This is a genomic window from Candidatus Tokpelaia sp. (assembly GCF_008636115.1).
In the GTDB taxonomy this organism is placed as follows: Bacteria; Pseudomonadota; Alphaproteobacteria; order Rhizobiales; family Rhizobiaceae; genus QLZD01.
Genome location: NZ_QLZD01000019.1, coordinates 36,289 through 52,520 on the forward strand (window position 1 = coordinate 36,289; position 16,232 = coordinate 52,520).

11 protein-coding genes are annotated in these 16,232 nt (G+C 53.4%); 5 read left to right on the forward strand and 6 right to left on the reverse strand.

Annotated features, from left to right (window positions below):
- The first annotated feature begins 371 nt into the window (after window positions 1-371).
- The 4 genes from DPQ22_RS02630 (at window position 372) to DPQ22_RS02645 (ending at window position 10,652) form a co-directional block, all read left to right on the forward strand.
- Window positions 372-2,333: an autotransporter assembly complex protein TamA gene (locus DPQ22_RS02630; RefSeq protein ID WP_150213037.1), complete on the forward strand. Its 1,962-nt coding sequence runs from the start codon at window positions 372-374 to the stop codon at window positions 2,331-2,333.
- Between the two features lie 34 nt (window positions 2,334-2,367).
- On the forward strand, window positions 2,368-7,956 hold the full coding sequence (locus DPQ22_RS02635) for a translocation/assembly module TamB domain-containing protein (protein ID WP_190323106.1): 5,589 nt from the start codon (window positions 2,368-2,370) through the stop codon (window positions 7,954-7,956).
- Between the two features lie 189 nt (window positions 7,957-8,145).
- Window positions 8,146-9,465: a glycosyltransferase family 4 protein gene (locus DPQ22_RS02640; protein ID WP_150213039.1), complete on the forward strand. Its 1,320-nt coding sequence runs from the start codon at window positions 8,146-8,148 to the stop codon at window positions 9,463-9,465.
- Between the two features lie 23 nt (window positions 9,466-9,488).
- A complete protein-coding gene (locus tag DPQ22_RS02645) occupies window positions 9,489-10,652 on the forward strand; it encodes a glycosyltransferase family 8 protein (protein ID WP_190323107.1) in 1,164 nt (387 codons plus the stop codon).
- A gap of 362 nt (window positions 10,653-11,014) precedes the next feature.
- Here the strand turns inward: DPQ22_RS02645 and DPQ22_RS02650 are convergent, their stop codons facing one another.
- Window positions 11,015-11,923 carry a 2,3,4,5-tetrahydropyridine-2,6-dicarboxylate N-succinyltransferase gene (locus tag DPQ22_RS02650; RefSeq protein ID WP_150213041.1) on the reverse strand — a complete coding sequence of 303 codons (909 nt, stop codon included), beginning with the start codon at window positions 11,921-11,923 and terminating at the stop codon, window positions 11,015-11,017.
- Between the two features lie 370 nt (window positions 11,924-12,293).
- Here DPQ22_RS02650 and DPQ22_RS02655 point away from each other — a divergent pair, with 370 nt between their 5' ends.
- Window positions 12,294-13,076 (forward strand): LOG family protein, encoded by a 783-nt coding sequence (locus DPQ22_RS02655; protein WP_150213047.1) that lies wholly within the window; start codon window positions 12,294-12,296, stop codon window positions 13,074-13,076.
- A 106-nt stretch (window positions 13,077-13,182) separates the two neighbouring features.
- Here DPQ22_RS02655 and DPQ22_RS02660 read toward each other — a convergent pair whose 3' ends face one another.
- From DPQ22_RS02660 to DPQ22_RS02675, 5 genes are all read right to left on the reverse strand, one after another.
- The gene (locus tag DPQ22_RS02660; protein ID WP_150213042.1) at window positions 13,183-13,440 is read right to left on the reverse strand and encodes a hypothetical protein; all 258 of its coding nucleotides are present in this window, start codon (window positions 13,438-13,440) and stop codon (window positions 13,183-13,185) included.
- A gap of 9 nt (window positions 13,441-13,449) precedes the next feature.
- Window positions 13,450-13,953 (reverse strand): hypothetical protein, encoded by a 504-nt coding sequence (locus DPQ22_RS02665; RefSeq protein ID WP_150213043.1) that lies wholly within the window; start codon window positions 13,951-13,953, stop codon window positions 13,450-13,452.
- A gap of 495 nt (window positions 13,954-14,448) precedes the next feature.
- Entirely contained in the window at window positions 14,449-14,772 is a 324-nt protein-coding gene (gene rhuM, locus DPQ22_RS09105; RefSeq protein WP_246681440.1) for a RhuM family protein, read from the reverse strand.
- On the reverse strand, window positions 14,748-15,530 hold the full coding sequence (gene rhuM / locus DPQ22_RS02670; protein ID WP_246681441.1) for a RhuM family protein: 783 nt from the start codon (window positions 15,528-15,530) through the stop codon (window positions 14,748-14,750). The genes rhuM (DPQ22_RS09105) and rhuM (DPQ22_RS02670) overlap by 25 nt, the downstream gene beginning before the upstream one ends.
- A gap of 63 nt (window positions 15,531-15,593) precedes the next feature.
- A partial coding sequence (locus DPQ22_RS02675) for a HEPN domain-containing protein (RefSeq protein WP_150213044.1) occupies window positions 15,594-16,232 on the reverse strand: 639 nt, incomplete at its 5' end.

Here is a 16,232-nt window from a genome sequence, read left to right on the forward strand (position 1 = left end):
ATGCTAGAGAAACGGGTGAAAAACGGCAAGGCTGCGGTTTGGATTTGGTTTTGGCAAATTGTGCCGGCGCATGGCGTGCCGCGGTAAAAAACAGAGAGCCGGGAGGGAGCGGAAAGATAAATTTTGCAGTTCTGGCCTGTTTTGCGGCATTAGATAAAATTGTGCATAAGCGAAGGACAGCGGCGCAGCGCAAAAGGGCGATTGCGGCACGGAGCCGGTGTGCCTGTTGGCAAAAACCGGCGGCTTGGGGGCGAAAGAGCCGGGAAAGCAGCAATTATTCCGGCCTGAGCCGCGGCAATAATTGCTGCTTTGACAATTCAGCCCCGCTTGCCCGCCGTGCTGCCGCTGCTTGTGTCGCCTTTGGCCTGGCAATGAGTTTTATTACCCCGCTTTTGCCGCTGCCTGCCGCTGCCTTTACGCTTTTTGGTGTGCATATCTGGGGTAAAAAGCCCGATAAAGCAGTCAATATTATTGGAGAGGCGAAATATTATAGCCTCAGTTTTGCCCCTTTTGCTCAGCGCGAAAATGTGCCGGAAGCCAAAGCCCGGGCTGTAGCGGCGCGCTCTGCCCTTAGTATAAAACTGGCTAAAGCCAATTCACTGCTATGGGCCGAGCGCAAAAAACCGGTTGCCGGCTCTGGCGGGGTTCTGGCCAAAGCGCGCGGCGATTATAATCGCCTGCTGGCCGCCTTTTATGCCGCCGGACGCTATGGATCGGTTATCAGTATCACCATTAACGGGCAGGAAGCGGCCAATATTCCCTATGGCACGGAATTGCCTGAGCATAATGAAATTGTCATCAGGGTTGATAGCGGGGCGCAATATTATTTTGACAAAGCGGAACTTGGCCGTATTGGCTCTTCACCTTTGGCCGGAGAGGCAAAATTGCAAAAAAAGGCGGCTGTGGAGCAGAAAGAAATCGGCTATGTGCGGGGAGAGCCGGCGCAATCCGGCGTAATATTGGCGGCACAGGCGCAGGCAATTGAAGAATGGCGGCAGCAAGGCTATGCCAAGGCTAAAATTGCCGAGCGCCGGGTGATTGCCGATCATGCCGCCAAAAGCGTTGATGCCTTGATTGAGGTGGAGCCGGGGCGGCAGGCGCATTTTGGCGCTCTGACTGTGCGCAATATTTCGGCGCCGCCGCATATGGATTCTGCCTATATTGCCTGGTTGACCGGGCTGAAAGAAGGGGAAATTTATAGCCCCGGCGCTTTGGCCAAGGCGAAGGCGCGTCTGAACCGGCTGGAAGTTTTTCGCTCTGTTACCTTGAGCGAGGCAGAGACTATTGCGCCAAACGGCCTGCTGCCGTTAAGTCTGATCGTGCAGGAGCGCCCCTTGCGCCGTTTTGGCGGCGGCGGTGCTTATTCCACTATTGACGGTCTGGGGCTTTCTGCCTATTGGCTGCACCGCAACCTGTTTGGCCATGGCGAGCGGCTGCGATTTGAGGCAAGTGCTGCCAATATTGCCGGCGATCGCAATAAATCTTCTACTGACCCCAAGGATTACAGCTATAATCTTGGCGGCACTTTTATTCGCCCCGGCATTATCACCCCGGATACGGATTATGTCGCCTCACTGCGGGCGGAAAGAGAGGTGCTGGATAATTATACGGCCAAAGGGGTTTATTTCAGCAATGGCTTTAATCATAGTTTTAATGCCCGATTATCCGGCTATATTTATGCCGATGCGGCGCAAATGCGGATAAAGGACAATATATGGGGGCACCGTAATTTCACCATTACCGGCCTGTCCGGCGGTTTGCTTTATGACAGTCGCGATAATAAAAATGATGCTGCCCGGGGCTATTACGGCCAAATTGCCGCCCAGCCTTTTTATGAGGCGGAATACGGCAATATGATTGGCAAAATGACAGCGGAAGGCCGCAGCTATTTTGCTTTTGACAAAAAGAATCGCCTTGTTTTTGCTGTGCGCGGCAAAATCGGCACGATTAGCGGAGCACCCATTGCCGAGCTGCCTTCCAATATGTTGTTTTTTATTGGCGGCGGCGGCTCTGTTCGCGGTTATGCCTATCGCTCTATCGGCATTTATAAAAAGGGCGATAAAATTATCGGCGGCCGCTCCATGCTGGAAGGCTCGGCCGAATTGCGCGCGGCACTATATGGCGCTATTGGTGTTGTCGGCTTTATTGATGCCGGTATAGTCGGCCAGGATTCTGCCCCTGATTTTGACCAGAATGCCAAATTGGGCGCGGGGCTTGGCTTACGCTATAAGACAGGTATGGGGCCTTTGCGTCTTGATGTGGCGCTGCCGCTTAACCGCGAACGGGGTGATTCACGCTATGGGCTTTATATTGGTATTGGCCAGGCTTTTTAGGCGGCATAATGGTGCTGTAAACGGGAGAGGGCAAATGAGGAAAAGGTGCAGCTTTTGGCGGCAGTTTCGGCCGATAAAGCGGGGTAATTTGCGCCTGTCGGCGTTCGCGCTTTGTCTGAGCCTGATTTTCGGCCCTGCTGCGGCTGTTACCGGTTTGGCCGCCGCAGCGCCGGCGCCAATGCCGCTATTGGAAGGGGCTGCCGGCGGCACTGGTCACAGCAGTGAAGATGCAGAGAAATCATGGTTTTTATCTTTTATTGAATCGCGGCTGTCAACGCCGGATCGGCGTATCCGTATGGCGCAGATTGAAGGGGTTTTGTCCGGCAAGGCTTCTATCGGTCTGATTACCATTGCCGATCGTCAGGGCATATGGCTGAAAATTCACTCGGCAAAGCTTGACTGGAATCGCCTGGCTTTATTGCGCGGGCGGGTCTCTATTAACTCTTTAACTGCCGATAGTGTTGAAATTTTGCGCCGGCCGGCAGCAACAGAAGAAAAGCCGCTATCGCTAAAAGTAAACAGCGATTTTTCTCTGCCGCACCTGCCTTTGGGCATAAAAATTGAGGCGTTGGCAATTAGCAGATTATTGCTGGGGGAAGAGTTGACCGGTCAGGCAGCGAGCCTGTCGCTGACAGGAAGACTGAGCCTTTCCGGCGGGCGGCTGGAGGCTGATATAGCGGCGGCCAGGCTGGACAATGCGGCTGGTCGGGCCAGACTGGTGCTGCGCTATGACAATGCCACCGGCGATATGGCTTTGGACAGTTCTATAAATGAGCCGGAAAACGGCCTTTTGGCCAATATACTGAATATAGAAGAGCGGCCGTCTTTATCTTTCAGCGCGCGCGGCGGCGGCACAGGCGGTTTGTTAAAGTTTGATATATATATGGAAGCAGCGTCTCGCCCGATTATGGACGCTGTGCTGAATGTTTCTCCCGCTGCCGGGCATAAACGGGCAGAGGAAGCCGGCAAATATGCACCTGACAATATGGGGCAGGCAGGTGACCGGTTTATGTTTAATGTTACGGCAGCCGGCGCCCCTGCCGCCATTATGCCGGCCGCCTGGCGGCCGTTTTGGGGCACAAAAACTGCTTTAACCCTGCGCGGGGCTTTAAAGGCCGGCGGCGGTTTGCGCCTGGACGAATTTTTGCTGAATGGAGATTTTATCCATTTATCGGCTCAGGCGGAGATAATGGCTGACGGTTTTTTGCGCCGTTTATTGGTGGACGGCGCTCTTGGCGGCGCAGCCGTCCGGGCCGCCGGGCCACCGGGGCAGGACGCGGGTGCGGCGGTAATTTTGCCGGTTAAGGGCGGTGCCTCCAGTCTGCAATCTCTGCGCCTGAATATTGATTATGGTGCTGTGGGAGCAGAAACATGGGCCGGGCGGCTTTATGTGCATAATTGGCAAAATGAGGCGGCGTATATTGAAAATATTACGCTGATTATGGGCGGAGTGGCCGAGAATCTTGATAATGCGGTTGCTCGCCATATTTCTGCCACCCTGACCGGCGGGCTGCAAAATATGGCGCTGACGCCAACAGGCGGCGATGTTACAACTATGTCGCAAATAGATATAGGGCTGGCGGCCGATTGGCGCGCCGGGCAGCCGCTAATGGTGCAAAAAGCCGATATAGCCGGCCAGGGGTTGCTATTTGCGGCTAAAGGCGCGGTAGAGAGCGGCCAATTTACCGGGACAATGCGTTTTGCTGCTGCCAATATTGCCGATTTTGCCAAAATCTGGGGGCAAAAACTGGCCGGCAGCGCCGATATGCGCTTGCAGGGTGTTTTTGGCTTGAAGAATGGTGCTTTTAATATTGATATTGCCGGCAGTGCCAGCCGTTTGCACGCCGCCAATGCCGGGTTGAACGGGCTTTTGCGCAGTGATATTACGGTTTCCGGCGGCTTGAAGCGTGATAATACCGGGGTGAGCGCGCGCAATTTGCGCCTCGGCAATGCGCAATTCCAGCTTTATGCCAATGGCGATTGGCATGAAGATGCGGCCAATATGGATTTTGGCCTGAATCTTGCAGATATGGCGCTATTAGTGCCGTTTGTAAACATTATGGCGGAGCAGGCCCTGGCCGCGCCGGCGGATCAGGCAGCGCAGCCTGAAAATACCGCGCGCAAGGGCGGTGCCGCGGGGAACGCCGGCAATATAGCGGGCGGATTGGCGAGCAAAGCGGGTGCAGGCGATAAAGCAGGCGGCGCTCTGGTGCTGCGCGGGGCGGCGCGCGGCCATAACCGGCTGATTGCCGTGGCCTTGCAGGCCGGTATTGCTGAGGGCAGGTGGAATGGCCGCGCTTTGCACAATATCCGGCTTGGCCTTAATGCTCTATTGGATAATAGCTCACTGCCCAAGGTTTATCGCAGCGCTGCTATTACCGGTGAAGGGGTGGTTGATGGCGATCCTATGCAGCTTGGCGCTGCTCTGTATCAGGCTGATAAGAGCTGGCGGCTGGATAATTTTCGGCTGGTTCTGGGTGAAGCTCTGCTTAACGGTTTTTTGCATAAACAGCAGCAGGGCCTTAGGCGCGGCGCAATCAGGCTGAAGGCTGATAATATTGCGCCGCTGGCCGCGCTGGCCTTTATGCAAGGCACAGGCAAAGCCGATATTGATATTCGCCTGCAGGCTGAACCGGCGGCGGGCGGCGGGCGGCGGGCGGTGCCGCCGGCGCAAAACCTGACTTTTCGCCTTATGGTGGAAGGGCTTGCTCTTGATTATCCTTCTATCGGCCCGGCAGCAGCCAAACAGGCGGCGGCCCGGCCCCTTATGCTGGTGCGGAATTTGCAGGGAGAAGGTGCTGTGCGTGATATTTTTGCCTTGCCGCGTGTCTCTGGTCGGCTGGAAGGCCAAATGCTGCATTACGGCCCTTATAGCATTGAGCATTTGGCGATAAACAGCCGCAATGACGGGCAGGATTCGGCTATGACTGTTGCGGCTGTGGCAAGAGACGGCTTAAGCATAGTGGGCAAAGGTGTTATTGCACCGCTAGCGCCGGTGAGCCAGGCAGCCAATGAGCAAAGCGGGCAAAATGCAGCGAATTGGCAGTTTTTGCTGCAAGGCTTGACAGTGCGCGGCGGCCAAACAGGCGCGGCGGCCGGCTTTGCTGGCGATATTATCCGGCGCGGGGGAAAAACCGGCGCCGGTGAGCAGGTGGAGCAGCAGAGTCTGGGGCTTTATAGCGCGCAAGAGGCGCGTTTTATTTTCAGCAAAAACCGGTTGCTGGGCGTGGAAGGGCTGGTATTGCGTTTTAGCCGGCCTTCAATACCCGGCCCGGCCGGCGCGCGCAGCATTATTATGCGCCGGGCACAGAGGCAAGGCGTTGCCCGGCAAGCAATAAGCCCTGGCAATGTGAGCGGAATGCAGGCGCCATCAGCTTTTATCAGGCTGGACGGTCGCCTGAGTGATAAAGCGGATTGGGTAGTATCGGCACAAAATCTGCCGCTGGCTTTGGCCAATATTCTGCGTCCGGAACTGGGTTTGCGCGGTGTTTTAAACGGCACGGCACATATAAAACAAGATATAAAATCTGCTCCTATTGTGGATTTTAATGTCACTATTAAAGAGGCAAGCAGTTTTGTTCTGGCGCAAGCCGGCCTTGCGCCGATTTATGCACAGGCACAAGGGCAAACGAAAAATTCCGTGCTGGATTTTACTGCTGTGCTGGCCTCAAGCGAGCCGGATAAAAATAACCGCGCCGGCACAGGTAAACAGGTCGGCCCGGCCCTGCGCGGCTCCGGCAAAATTTTTCTGGCCGCCCGTAAATTGCAGGTTAATGCGGCCATTGACAATATGCCGCTTGGCCTGTTGCCGGAGATAATTCATCACCCTGTTGTGACAGCGCAAAACTGGCGCGGCTTCATTACGGCGCATGCGGTTATAGACGGCAGCTTTGACGCGCCGCAACTGCGCTTTGCGGCGGCGGCAGAGCATGTGACTGCACCCTTATTGGCGGCCGGCAAAATAGCCCCGCTGGCTATCCGGGCAGAAGGCCGGGCAGATAAACAGGCTGTGCAACTGGACAGGCTGGTGCTGCATGAAGCCGGCAAAATACCCGCGCGTGAACCGGCGGCCATGCGCGGGGCGCGCGCGGCAGAATTGACCGGTAAAGATCTGCGGGCAGTAATGCCTGGATTAGCAGGCGACAGGCATGAGGGAAGCGGGGCAAAATTGGATAGGCCAGCCTCTGGCGGTGCCCCGCAAACACCAGCGATCGGGTTGGCGGGAGCGCCCGAATTAGCGAGCAGCGGGCGTGCCGGAAATATGTATTTTACCGCTTCCGGCCGGCTGCCTTTGAACGGCGCCGGGTTAAATTTGCGGGCGGAGGGCAGCCTGCCGCTGGCTTTGGCCAATGGTTTTTTGCAGGCGCAGGGCATGCAACTGGGCGGCATGCTGATTGTGAACAGCGTGTTTTCCGGCTCACTGCAACAGCCGCAAATGCAGGGCCGGTTTGCCGTGCGCCGCGGGCAGTTTTTTGCTGTTCCGGTTAATTTGCGCTTGCAGCCGATAGAAATTACCGGTCATTTACAGGGCAGTAATATTGTTTTTGATAAAGCGGTTCTTCAATCTGCCAATGGCGGGGCTATTATGCTGGGCGGCTCGCTGGGGGTAAACAGGCAGGCCGGCTTTCCTCTGCGCCTACAGTTGAATTTTGACCGGTTTCAATATAATGACGGCTCGACAATGGCCGTGAAGCTGGGCGGCGCTTTAACCATTGGCGGCGCTGTTTTGCAGGGTGCGGATATAGGTGGCGCCATTAACATTGCCAAAGCTGAAATCCGTGTTCCCGATAATATAGGCCGCACGATTATGCTGGAAATTGAAAATAAGCGCACAAGCGGCCCGGTTGCCCTGACACAAAAACGCGCCGGCAGGATAGATAACAAAACACCAAAGGCAGCGGCCGCTGCGGCGGCACAGGCACGGCTTTTACCGCGGCTGAATATTCAGGTTTCTGCTCCCAATCAGATTTTTGTGCGCGGCCGCGGGCTTTCCGCGGAAATGGGCGGCCGGCTACATTTGCTGGGGCGGGTTGATGATATGCGCCCTAATGGCGGCTTTAACCTGATTCGCGGGCGGCTTGATATTTTGACGCAGCGGCTCACTTTTCGCCAGGGGCAGGTGAATCTTGCCGGCAGTCTGAACCCGGATTTAAATTTTGTTGCGGTTTCCAGCAATGATGATGTAACGGTTACCGTAAAGCTTGCCGGCACGCCGAAAGATTTGAAAATAACTCTGTCTTCCACCCCGGATTTGCCGCAAGATGAAATTTTGGCGCGGCTGGTTTTTAACCGCTCCTTAAGTGAATTATCGCCTTTGCAAGTGGCGCAACTGGTTGACGCGGCGGCTGAGCTGACCGGGGCAAGCCAGGGCTCGGTTCTGGGCAAATTGCGCGCCGGCGCCGGGCTGGATAATCTCGATATTACCACTGATGCCGCCGGCAATGCCGGGCTGGCCGCCGGGCGCTATCTTGTGGATAAACTCTATATGGGGGTAGAGACTTCAAGCAGCGGCGCAAGCCGAGGCACGGTCAATCTGGATATATCCAAAAATCTGAAGGCCAAAGGCGCGATGGACTCGGATTCCAATTCCAGTGTCGGCGTATTTTATGAGCGCGATTATTAAGGCCGGGCTTTTATTAAAAGCGCCAAGAGAAAAAAACGCCTGCTTCTGATTTTAAGAGTTTATTAAAATTGCTTTGACTCTCACCAATAGCTGCGTTAAAGCCAAACGGCTGCTAATGGGCGGCATAAGTCAGGCTCAGCCTGGCGGCTGGGCTTCTCGGCTGATGTTCATAAATTTTGGGAATGTTGCATGCGTATATTGTTTGACGGGCGTTATTTTTGCCGTCACCTTGATGAGAAGGTCGGCGGTCGCTCCGGCATATTTTTTGTAACGTTCAATCTTTTGCAGGAATTTTGCCGGCGGGAAGGGGTATCTGTTACATTACATATAGATAGCTGGGCTAATAAAGAGCAGATTGCCGCGGCGCTGGAGCGGGATTTCGACATTGATGCGGCGAATCTGGATTTTCTGGCGGAAGATGTGCAACCCAATAACGCTTTTGAGCGTTTTTATAAGCGTCTTTTTGCTTATAAGGAAAAGAAAAAGCGCAAAAAGCAATTTGTCGGCCGCTCTTTGATGAATATTGTGCTGTTTATACCCAAGAAAATCCGCAAACTTATCTGGTCTTATAATAAAAAGGCCTATGCAGCGGCTGTGTCCGGGCATGACGCCTATTTTTCTCCGGCTTTTTATTTCTCTAACTATATTGAGAAAAATCCGGCGTTGAAGAAATTTATCATTCTGCATGATGTTATTCCGCTGGTGCTGGAAGGTTATAATATTGCCGGCGGTGGCTGGCTTGGCAAAGTTTGCCGTAATATCAGTGCCGAGGACACGGCTTTTGCGGTTTCCGCTTATACCAAAAAAGATTTTCAGAAATTTGTCGGGCCGGAGCGCCTGAATGATGATAATTGCTATGTAACGCCGCTGGCGGCCTCGGATAATTTTTATCAGGAGACAGACGAGAGAAAAATAGCGCAAATGCGGGAGAAATATCATATCCCCGCCGGCAAAAAATATATTTTGTCTCTATGCACGGTGGAGCCGCGCAAAAATTTAAAATTCGCCGTGCGCAATTTTATCAAATTTTTGTGGGAGACCGGAGCAGACGATATTGTCTTTGCTCTGGGTGGCGGCCATTGGGACGATTTTATCAAGGAAATGGAAGCGGATCTGGCTAATCTCGGCAAATGCCGTGACAAGGTAATCCGCCTCGGTTATATTGACGATAAAGATATGGCGGCACTTTATTCCGGCGCGCTGTGTTTTATTTATCCCAGCCTTTATGAAGGTTTTGGCCTGCCGCCGCTGGAAGCGATGCAATGCGGCACGCCGGTCATTACTTCCAATGTTTCTTCTCTGCCGGAAGTTGTAGGCTCGGCCGCTCTTACCATTAACCCGGAATCTGATGTCGAATGTGTTGACGCTTTTACCAAAATCTATAGCAATGCCGCTTTGCGCTGTGAGCTTTCTGCTAAAGGGCTGGAGCGCGCCGCGCAATTTTCATGGGCGAAAACGGCCGATAGCATGCTGGCAGTTATGCGGGAAAAAATCAATAATAGAATGTGAATGCGAGGGTAAAGAGGAAACTGTTGTCTGTCCCCAGTGTCAAAAAGGTGAAATCCCCGCCGGTCGTGCCGAAGCGGCGGGAAGTGCCGGTGGTTTTTTGCGGTGATGCCCATTACGGCCCTTATTTGCCGGTGGCCGTGCAATCCCTTATTGATCATGCTTCTGATCGCTGTCATTATCAGATTATTATTCTGGATTGCGGCATAGAGCAGGATATTACTGCGGCCTTGCAGCGGCAGATCCGCCAATGTGAAAATTTTTCCCTGCATATTAAAAATATGGCTGCGTATTTGCAGCGCTATAATAGTATTTTTCGGGAGAGGCATTATTTCACTCAGGCTATTTATGGTCGCCTGCTGATCCCGCAATTATGCCGCGGCTATGATAAAGTAATTTATGCCGATATTGATATGATATTTAACCGTGATATTGCTGAATTGATGGCTATTGATCTGGGCGGAAATTATATCGCCGCCGTGCCGGACGCCTTGCTGGCAATAGAGCGGCTTGCCGGTGAGCGCAATGCGCTTTATATCGAGAATATTGCCGGCCTTTCGCCGCGCGATATTTATGTGAATTCCGGCCTGCTGGTTTTTAATGCCCGGCTCTGGCGCAAAGACAGGCTGATAAATAAAATATTACGCTTTATCGAGGGCAAAAAACTGCTTTTGCCGGATCAGGACGCTATTAACGCGGTATGCAAAGGCAGGATACACTATCTGCCGCAGGCATGGAACTGCCTGAACCGCTATTATCTCGATCGCTGGCTTACCAAGAGCGGGCGCGAGCAGCAGAAACACCCCGCTATTGCGCCGATTCTGGCAGAGTGGCAGGCGGCGCAGGCGGATAAAAGATCGGTTTATCATTATAACGGCCCGCTTAAGCCATGGGGGCGGGCGGCGGCCGACAAAGCGGCTTTATGGTGGCATTATGCGGCCAAAACGGAGCTTTATCCGTGCTATATTTATAATCTGGCCGCAGCGCCGGCGCTTGATGAAGCCGGCAATCGCCGCACGGTTTATAAATTCCTTGGCCTGGCCGTTTGGGCGGTAAAACAGCGCGGCAGGGAATCGCTTTATTTACTGGCCGGAAAATTACGCCTTGCCAAAAAAGTCACGCGCAAAAATGCTGTTTATATTTATGTTTTCGGCTTGAAGCTGTTTGCCATAAATCGCCGGCAAGGCTGAAAGGCGGGCCGCCCGGCTGCGGCAATCGCCGCCCTGCCGACATTGCGCCCGGCGGTGCTCTGCCTTTGCTGCTTTTACCGGCGGTGAAGAGCGGTGGGCTTGCCCCGGGTATAAACAGCGGCAAGCTTCGCCCGGCTTTAACGCTCCGCTCGGGCGCTTCTAACCTCGCCGGCACCAGGCTTCGGCGCACACGGCCACGGCGCAAGGGCACAATCAGCCGCAATCCTTTTGCCGGCTTTGGCGCACCGGCGGTTGCGGCCTTTGCCAAAGGCATAAGAGCAGTCGGCGAGCTGGCGGGCGGCGCCGGCAGACAGGGAGCGGCCTGCGGGTCAAAGGCACCAGGCGCGGCGTGTTTTGCTGCCTTAAGCGCGCAGCAGGTCGTTAATAGCAGTTTTGGCCCGCGTTTTGGCATCTACCCTTTTGACAATAACAGCGCAATAAAGTTGCGGCGCCGGCCGCCCGCCCGGCATTGTGCTGCCTGCAGGTTGGCGGGCGGCGCCGGCAGACAGGGAGCTGCCTGCGCTTTCACTGGGCAGGCTGCCGGCGACAACAACCGAAAAAGGCGGCACTTCACCATAAAAAATTTCGCCGCTGGCGCGGTCAACAATTTTGGTGGATTGACCAATATAAACACCCATGCCCAAAACCGAACCTTCGCGGATAATGCAACCTTCCACCACTTCCGAGCGCGCGCCGATAAAGCAATTATCCTCAATAATAGTTGGCCCGGCCTGGAGCGGCTCTAACACGCCGCCAATGCCTGCCCCGCCGGATAAATGCACTGAGCTGCCAATCTGGGCGCAGGAGCCGACTGTTGCCCAGGTATCAACCATTGTGCCTTCACCAATATAGGCACCGAGATTAACAAAAGACGGCATGAGCACGACATTGGGAGCAATATAGGCAGAATGGCGGATAATAGCCCCGGGCACGGCGCGAAAGCCGGCCTGGGCAAATTCTTTTTCTCCCCATCTGCAAAATTTTGACGGCACTTTATCCCACCAGTTCCCTCCTTGCGGCGCGCCGCTCATTAAAGCATTATTATGCAGGCGGAAGGAGAGCAGCACCGCCTTTTTCAGCCATTGCCGCACCTGCCATTTGCCGTCTGGCCGGCGGGCGGCCACACGCTCAAGCCCTTTATCCAGCAAGTCAAGCGCAGTTTCCACTGCTTCGCGCACTTCTCCTTTTGTTGCGGGGGTGATAGTATCGCGCTCATCAAAGGCGCGTTCAATAATTTGCTGCAAAGGCTTGTTTGTCTCTTGTGGCAACATTACACTCTCCCTTAATGAGCCGCCGGCGCGTTTAGAGAAATTGGGTGACGGCGGCAGCGCGGTTTCTGTTTTATGCCGAAATTACGGCAAAAAGCAAGATAATTGGATTGGGTCGGATAGATGGAAGGGCAGCATGGCAGCCGATAAAAAATATCGTAAACAGATAACCGCCTGTCCGGCCGCGCCGGCCGGGCCTGGTTTGGAAAATGGCGATTGCCGGCGGGAAAGCGTGTCTGGGCGCAAGGCAGCTTCGTCTGACGGGGCTTTACGCGCTAAAACGGAGCGGCCTGATGATAAAGCGCGTCTGGTTGGGCAGGCGGGGCGCGTAACAGATAAAGCGCATGGGTTGGACAGGCTAGCCTGTAGCGACATGCGCACAGATAAAGCGCAACTGGAATCCCGCACCTATCGCCTGGCCTATCAGGATCTGGATTTTTTGGAACGCCATGCTTTGCGGCCGCAGCGGCTGGCGCTGGAATTTATGAAAGCCGATATGATTATGCGCGAAAGGGGGATAAAATCCACTATTGTGGTTTTTGGCGGGGCGCGCATTCCCGCACCGGGGCAGGAGTCGGGCACGGCAGCTAGCGCCGGGCAGGCGAAAAATCTGTCTGCTTTGACGCATTATTATGACGAAGCGCGGCGTTTTGCCCGGATTTGCTCAAAATATGCCGCGACAACGGAATATCGCGAATTTATTATCGCTACGGGCGGCGGGCCGGGGATAATGGAAGCCGGCAATCGCGGCGCTTTTGATGTTGGCGCCCCCAATATCGGCCTGAATATTGTCTTGCCGCATGAGCAGGCACCCAACCCTTATATTACGCCGGAATTATGCTTCCGCTTTCATTATTTTGCCATGCGCAAAATGCACTTTATGCTGCGCGCCAAAGCCTTGCTGGCTTTTCCCGGCGGGTTTGGCACAATGGACGAGCTGTTTGAAGTGCTGACCCTGGTGCAGACCAGCCGTATGAAACCGGTGCCGATTGTGCTGTTTGGCGAGCAATTCTGGCGGCAGGCTTTTAATGTGGAATTTCTGGCTGAGCAAGGCATGATAGCGCCGGAAAACAAGACGCTGTTTGTTTATGCCGATAAGGCCGAGGCGGCATGGCGGCATATTGCCCGCTATTATCACCTGCCGGAAAAGCCGTAACCTGCCCGCCTTTCAGGTCAGGTTTTGGCAGGATTATAGCGCCCCGGCAATGTCGCCGGGTCGTGAAATAAAGGGCAGAGGCGGGGTAGGTTGTGCTGCGCCTTCATCACCCGGCTGCTTTTCTGCCAAAAGGCAGCCGGCGCAGAATTTTTTTCAGCAATAACTGCCGGTGCAGGCGTTTATCTTCTTCAACAAGCAGGGGGAGTATTTGCGGCCAGGCGCGCAACAGCGCCTGCAAAGCGCTATCATTGCCGCCGTCTCTATTATGCGGCCATAGAGCCGTTTTCTGTGTGCCGTCAATAAGAGTGTCAGCGCCGAACCCGGCATTGAAGTGATTGATTTTTGTTGCGTTCAGGACTGCCATCGCCCAAAACTATATATCATCACTTGTCGGGCAGAGCTTCATAAATTTTTCTTCATCAAACATATTATCTGCCAAAGAAGCAGGCGGATACAAAACACCGCCGACCCCAGTGAAAAAATTTAAATAAGAAGGCGGGCGATTGCCAGGTTTATTATACCATTCCCAGTTATTATAGGGAGCAATCCCGGTTATGCCTTTTGCTTTGGTCAGGCGGATACGGTGGCAGCGGTGGGCGTGTATCATATGAGGCTGGTTTTCCCAGGCTTTATAGAGCAATTCAATAAAATTGTCAGGATATAAAATATCATCATCTGCCGTAATTATGAGCGCATCGGGCCAGGCTTTGCGGGCAGGGATAAGCTTTGTATAAGATTTTATATTATGATACCAGCCGATTGACAGCCCTTCCCGCTTTAATTGCAGCAGGGAAGCGGGGAGGCCGTCTTCCCCTTGAGGAAATTGCTCCTCAGCCAGATATAAAATAACGGCATCAGCCTTTTTGCTTTGCCGCAACAGGCTGTTAATGGCTTGATGGACGGTGAAAATCCTTGCCGGATATGAGGTCAGGGATACAAGCAGTTTAGGCGGGGGGGGAATGGGGCAGTGTCATTTTATAAATCCCTCATTTTTTGACCGTTGCGCAAGCGGAGCGGGTGGGGCACAGAGTAGGTAAGTGAGCATTATGCCCGGCTGTCATTTATGGCTTTTCTTCGCGGCTTGGGCAAGGAATATCAATCACTGGCAAGCTTGTGTATTATAGCCTGCTCTTATTATCTGCCGGAAAAGCCGTAACCTGCCCGCCTTTCAGGTCAAGCCTTGGCAGGATTATAGCGCCCCGGCAATGCAGCCGCGCCGCAATTTATTTGCAGACAGGTGTATTTTAAGTTCGGCGCCGATTGCCGCTTTATCACGGCGTAATGCCTTGATGGACGGCTATATTAGTGACTAACAGGCCATAAAAAAACCTTTTCGTGACAGCAGGGAGCGGGCGGTGTTTTGTTCAGTTTTTTATTTTGGCCGCTTTGGCAGCGCCTTAATCTCTTTGGTCAATTTTGCAATATTCGCATCAGCTTCCCGGCGCCGGTCGGCTACACGCCGGCGGTTGAAGCGGTCATATTCTATTTGTGCTTTTTCTCGGGCCTTATCAGCGCTCACTGTCCCGCCTTTGCGCAAAACGGCTCTATTCAGGCTTGTTAATTGTTTTTCCAGTAGATTTGAAGCGTCTTGCATGATAACTTGCATGACAATAAGGCGGCGCATATCAAGCTGATCTTCAAATATATCCAGTAAAATAGTAGTCAGCCTGTTCAGCTCCTTAATTTCGGTTTGCACGCTTCGCGCGCCCCTTCGGTTTCTGTCAGATAATTTTTTGCAATAACGGCATCGGCTTTTCGAATATTATCATGCGGCCATGTCTGTAATCCCATATTGTCCGCTTTGCCGTCTGCCCGTTCATAAACAATTTCTGACGATGTTCGGGAAACAACGGCATAAATCAGTTTCGCCTGTATTTGCTGGAAAAAGGTGCGGGATTGCTGCTCTGACCTGTTATAATCCTGACACATGGCGCAAATGCTGCGCAGTTCGCGATAGATATTTGCCTCATCAGCGCGAATATCACGAATGATGTCACGCAGCTCTTTAATGCGGTCAAAATTCTCCGGCTGTTTAAGGCGGGGAGCGTCAACAACAAAACCTTTTGTGGCAAACTGCACCAGAATACCGGTTGCCCAGCGGCGAAATAAAGTCGCCTGCGCTGACGAAACATGATAGCCAACGGAAATGATCATATCAAGATTATAGGAATCTATATAACGATTTACCTGCCGCTCACCTTCTTGCCGAACTTGTGCAAATTTTGCACTGGTTGTGTCTTTATCACGCTCCCCTTCAACATATATGTTGGCTATATGCTTGGTTATAACCGAGCGATCAACATCAAATAATTCGGCTATTTGTGCCTGGCTCAGCCATAGCGTGTCGCCCGCATAGCGCATATCAAGGCGCAGGCCTTTATCTGTCCCGTAAATGAGGAAATAATCACCGCTTGTTTTATCCTGATTCAGGCGGACAGCTTCAATATTTTTCATGAGACTCCTCACTATTCATGCCACCTTGCCTTGCTGTTTCGCTCCCAGCCGGTGCAGGCCGGGCTAGCGGTCGGCCTGCCCCATTTCGCGCAAATGCGCTGCACAAATTTGCTTTACCCGTTCCTGCAAGGTTTCAATACGGCTAAACAGCCATTGCAGTTGCAAGGCGGTAATCTTGTAATGCGGCGAATAGCGCCCCTCAACATAAGCGCGGCGCAGCAGCTCAAAACAACGCTTATAGGCGCGCTTGTCTTCCGGCCAGACAGTGGCCAGTTCCGGCGCCAGCGCATTGGCTGCCCGCCGCAGCTTGCCGATATTATGCAGCTTGGGGCTGTAAAGTGTTAGTGTCAGCAGCAGGCAATGATAAATAGCTTCCGTAGCTTGATGCGCTTCAAAAGCGGCATTGCGTAAATATTCATCGGCATCTTTTTCACCTTTTCCCGCGTCAAATGCCGTATTCTGCGCCTTGGCAAGACAAATTTGCGCGATTTCCAGTCTTATCAAAGATTTCTTATAGCCGCTGCTGAAATATCCCTCCGCCTCTTCATGCTGTTGCTTTGCGGTCATAGCGCCGGGGGTGGCCAGCGGGTAGCCCGGCTCAGCATAAAGCTCTATGCCATCGCGCAAAATATCAAGAAAAAACGGCCGCCCAAGCTTAAGCCGGGCATTGACATCGCGATAGCTATGCACAATAAACTCGAC